General features: G+C 44.0%; 3 protein-coding genes. All 3 read right to left on the reverse strand.

What is annotated here, in order from left to right:
- Positions 1–69: 69 nt before the first annotated feature.
- Positions 70–2664 carry a hypothetical protein gene (locus Q1V93_RS03125; RefSeq protein ID WP_300661315.1) on the reverse strand — a complete coding sequence of 865 codons (2595 nt, stop codon included), beginning with the start codon at positions 2662–2664 and terminating at the stop codon, positions 70–72.
- A 9-nt stretch (positions 2665–2673) separates the two neighbouring features.
- On the reverse strand, positions 2674–3714 hold the full coding sequence (locus Q1V93_RS03130) for an amidohydrolase family protein (protein ID WP_300661318.1): 1041 nt from the start codon (positions 3712–3714) through the stop codon (positions 2674–2676).
- 82 nt (positions 3715–3796) lie between these two features.
- The coding region (locus Q1V93_RS03135) for a T9SS type A sorting domain-containing protein (protein ID WP_300661321.1) at positions 3797–5152 on the reverse strand (1356 nt) is incomplete at its 5' end.

Below are 5152 nucleotides of genomic sequence, written 5' to 3' on the forward strand. Positions count from 1 at the left end.
TCGTAATTCGTAATTCGTAATTCGTAATTCGTAATTCGTAATTCGTAATTCGTAATTCGTAATTTAAAATTACCGTTGTCGTATATAGCCTTTTTCTCCTGGCGGAATCTTGAAAATCCACGTATACAAACCGATAAAGTGAGAATCAAAATACCCTTTGCGCTTGAACAGTGATTTTGGAATATAGATTCGCTGCTGTTCGCTCAATCCTTTCACAGCGGTTTGCGGAGCCACACCATCCTGCAGGCAGGGCGCGTCCTGGTCTTTTGCATTCAGATTACTTCCGTACTGCCAAACCTGTTTCCATTCTTTCAGGTTAATCGCTCCTGCTTCTGCATTTTCCGGAGCCAACACATAATACCCGCCAAAATTGATTTTTCCTCTCAATTGGTTTACAATTCCCTGGGAATAGGCAAAGCCCATACTGTGAACAACCAGGTACAACGTATCATTTTTAGACGTATTCGGAAGTTCGTTCAGCATTTGATACAGATTTCTTCCGGCTATTCGCCCACTGTTCTCCCGAACTCGGAATCCTCTTTTGTTGGATCGTGTAGCCAGTAAACTAATTGTTTTGGCTTTTTTAGAACCGAACAATTTGGAACCAACCGTATTGGTGGTATAACAGGTATGCATTCCCGGGTATTGGCATCTTTTCGGGTAAATACTTGAATTCGTTGTGAAATTGAGCAAACTCCGGTGATTCGAAGTAGCCACGGAATGATGCCCGTCTGCGTAATAGTATTCCGTCGGATTAATTCTCAGGCGGAACGTATCGTCGATTTGTTTCCACGGATGCCAGTAATTGTAACGGTCTTCCGAAAACAAACGATTCACGGAATTTGGAAATTCCAATCCATATTTCTTAATGTCCTCAAAGTTCTCTTCAAAAGTGCTTCCCAGGGAAGTTGGCCGATAACCATTCACAAAGATCAGGATGCGCTTCGGCGGATCTTCCAGGTTCAGCTTCTTCGTTAAATCAACACCCAGGTGATTGTAAACCTGGTCGCGCAGCCACTTCCCTTTCGGAGAATAGATCTTCACGACCATGTAATGACTTTGTGCAACGACCGGTTCTTCCAATTGAGCCACTTTCAATGAATCCGAGGTTGAAATCAAACGAAGTTTCAGCGGAACACCCGTTTTTGAAACATTCATTTTAAAGTAGAGTACTTTTTTCCGCTCGTAAAGAAAGTAATTCTTGTTCCGCTTAATGATCAGCTCGGAACCGATATTTTTCTCTTCCAGTTTGGAAGGATGCGTGTTGTCAAATAAGAGATCGAGCACCTTTTTCTCCTCCAGATCCGAATAAGATTTGATGATTCCGTCCGTCACTTCAAACCAGGAATAGCCCAAATCGACCAAACGGATCAAACCGTAAGATAACACAACCATTCCCGACCATTGAATCAATCTCGAAACAAACGAAACCAAACGCGGCTTTTTCATTTTCGTCCGGATAAAAGACCGCAGTTTCCGGAAACCATAAATGCATCCGCCTACAGAAAGTAAGACACTGAGCAAATGCAACGCATTAAACGGCTTTCCTTTGATCCTGAAAATGGTCTTGTAAAAAAGATTGTCTATCTGCAAATGGTAGGAATACGTGTTCTTCTTCATCGGGCGCATAACCGACGACAAAAAACTCCTTTTCTTCAAAACAATCGTTCCGTCTTTATTTTGTTCGAAAAAATAATAAGCTACCAAACCGTTGTTTGTCACCACTTCTTCGTAATCGTCGATAATGGAATAGATTCCCGGATTGTTATTGGCTCTCAGCCAACCTTCCTTATCCATGTTCCAGCCTTCCCCTATTTCGTTATCAGATTCGAGACTCAGAAAACCCTTCAGGTATTCGTCTCCAAGGGTAACAGCCAGCGATTGCTCTTCTTTGTTGGTGATAAATCCCAACGATTTGCTTTTCACCATAAACCCTTTCCATCTCGGGTTCACAAATTCCGGAATCACAAAAAACAAAAGGGTATTTGCTGTTTTCTCTTTTTCAAACTGCTTGTAGGTATCACGGATGTGCCGCATCTGATCTGTGTATTTCAAGCGGTCCGGACTCGGGTTTTCAAATGGTTTTCCAGCTTCAAAAGCATCGTTTTCATAAAGTGCTTCCAGCGTTACATCAAAATGCACATTGGCAGATTTGAACAATCCGTTCAATGCCCTTTCCAGGCTGTCTGCGTTGATTTTGGTTTTAACAAGCGGAACAATCCGGATCCGTTGTTCCTGAACAGGTAAAACGGAAACAGACAATACGGATATCGTTTTTCCCCCGTATTTCGCAAGTACCTCGTAATCTTTCTCCATTGGAGGCAGGGCAAGCGCACATTTCGATTTACTGATCCGGAAGGTTTTCAGCTGATTGGAAGAAATGAAAAACGTAACCGAATCAATCGTACCGATCTTTGCAGTGTTTATTTTAAAATCGACCAGATCAGCATGAGATTTCCCAACAGATTTAAACACCTGCACGTCATAAGTTCCGTCTTTCTTTTCAAGCGTCTGTTCGTAAAACCCGTAATGCTGTTTCGTGTTTTTAACGAAGCGGGCAAATTCAATCGGAACATGAATGACCGAATCCTGTCCGTTCTGCGAAAACGCATACACGCTTTGAATAAAGCAAATGATAAAAAGGACCGGAATTCTGAATGTCATATCCTACTATTATATTGAAGTCTTTCCCAACCAGCGAAGCACATTGTCATACCAAATGGCATCAGATTCTTTTTCTTCTAAAATCCCCACCTGAACAGCAAAGTCTATCACCCTTCCCGGATAAGAATTGGCAACACCTTCCATTTCCCCCAAAGGATACGGATCATCCAATCCTGAAACAATCTGTGAAGAACCCACGCGGATTTTCAATAATTGAAGCGTATAGGAATCATGTACCAAAGTATCGAAAAATAAGTTCGGATGCCCCAGGCTTGCACGCGGATCTCTTGTTTCCGTAAACAAATCCGGGCGCCCGTCAAATCCCTGAAGTCTTCTTCCGTAATTAGCTTGTCCGAGCATACAACCGTGCGCAAAACACGTGCGGATATCCGGGTATTTATTCACGAAATCCTTCAATGCATACATGTGCAAGGTATCTGCGGTTTGTGCCATCATCCAGACCAAATGGAAACGCCAGTACATATCTTTCAAAGCAACCATTTTTTCACCGTCATACGGATGAATTTCAATCGCCAGTTTGTATTCATTCGCCAATTCAAATAACGGAAGCGTCGAATCATCCACCACAGAAAGCCATTCATTGTTTTTATCCAGGAAATGGGTCGGCAAACAAAGCACATTCATGTTCAGATCTTCCACACAACGGCGAACTTCATTCAAAGCATCATCCAGGTGCAGCGGCTGAACCACAAAACCACTCGTGAATTTGTCCGGTCTTCTCTCCTGAACGCTTGCATTGAAATCGTTTTGCCAGCGAACAGCATCGAAGGTATCTTGCCTCGACCAGCCATTACAATACACCTGGGATAAATTGAGCATCACACCGTGATCAATGCCATGTCGTTCCATCCATTCGATTTTCTCATTGAAAAAGAAACTCGGATCCGTAATCGGTCGCGACCAATCATCCTGTCTCATGAACTTTTTGTCATCGTCGATCCAGAACAGCTTTTTTTCGCGCATAAATCTTGGAATCTCGAATGGTTCCGGTAAAATGTGTCCGTGACCGTTAATCTTTAGTTTCTTCATTTCGGGTGAATCTTTGAATCAAAATTAAGAAAAAAGAAAAAGCCGACTTACGGGTCGGCCTTCTTAGTAGTAGTGGTTAATTTTATTTGCTCACAACCACGTTATAATTATGAATACTGCTTTGCGTTTTTACCTGAAGAACGTACTGACCATTGGAGATTCCCGTCAAATCAATCACCTGCTCTTTTTCAAAAGAAGTTGGTTCTGACTTCCATACAATTCTTCCGGCAGCATCAATGACTTCCACAGATTGGTAAGGAACGTCCGAAACCAGCGTAATCATTCCTGAAGTCGGGTTCGGGTAAACAAGCAGCTGCTCTTTGTCTTGTTCCGAAAGCGATAAACACGCATCCACTACAATGCTCGACTGAGCAGTTCCCGAACAACCGTTTCCATCCGTGTAAGAATAGGTTATCGGGAAAGTTCCCGCACCACTTACCGCAGGATTAAAGTTCCCTGCATTCACTCCCGTTCCTGAATAATTTCCTCCGAGCGGTGAACCACCTGTCAATGTGAAAACAGGAGTGTAAGTACAAACCTGGCTCAAAGCACCCAAACTCACATTCGGATTCGCATTCACCGTTACAGTTACCTGATCTGTATTCTGGCATCCGCTTGCATCCGTTCCTGTCAGCGTATACGTTGTCGTTCCGTTTGGAACAAAGGAAACGCCGTTTTGCACACCATTACTCCAGGTCAAAGCCGGAGATCCGGAAGAAGTTCCCGTTAAAGTAACGGAAGTTCCGGCGCACACGCTTTGATCAGAACCCGCATTGACTGTAAACGGAGTTGCAGCAATAATGGTCATCGGTTCGGAAGTGGAAACACATCCTGCATTTGAAACCGAAACAGTATACGTTCCGGCAGACGAAACAGTAATTGCCGGTGTTGACGATCCTTCAGACCAGGTATTCCCGGAGGAATAAGACGACGTTAATGTGATTGTACTTCCCGGACACAAAACAGCCGAACTTGCTGTAACCACCGGAGGAGTTGGCGCTCCCGGATCCGTTAAACTTCCTGAAATCGTATTGGAGATACAGCCTGCTCCACTGGTTACAACAATATTGTATGAACCGGCTCCCAGATTCGGGATCGTTGCAGGAAGTGAAGCCGCAGAAGCGGAACCTGAAGCTGTTCCTGACCAGGAAATAGTTCCCGATCCGCTTCCGTTCACAGTAATAGAACCGGTATTTGTAGCACAAGCCGTCGGACTCGTCACGGTTCCTAACGAAATCGCAGGTGTTGGATTCACCGTTACTATCGTTGCTGCACTTGCCACACTTTGACAACCGGAAGCATTGGCAACCTGAACCGTATACGAACCAGCTGTTGTAGCTGCAATGGATTGCGTGGTTGCCCCGTTCGACCATAAATACGAGTTTCCTGCTGTAGAAGTCAACGTCACGGAGTTTCCGGAACAGAAAGTGACTGCTCC

This window comes from Fluviicola sp. (genome assembly GCF_030151805.1).
Lineage (GTDB): Bacteria > Bacteroidota > Bacteroidia > Flavobacteriales_D > Crocinitomicaceae > Fluviicola.

Bases quoted from the DNA above. Each gene is read 5' to 3' on its own strand.
- Q1V93_RS03130 (WP_300661318.1), bottom strand. From the start codon at position 3,714: ATGAAGAAACTAAAGATTAACGGTCACGGACACATTTTACCGGAACCA.
- Q1V93_RS03125 (WP_300661315.1), bottom strand. From the start codon at position 2,664: ATGACATTCAGAATTCCGGTCCTTTTTATCATTTGCTTTATTCAAAGC.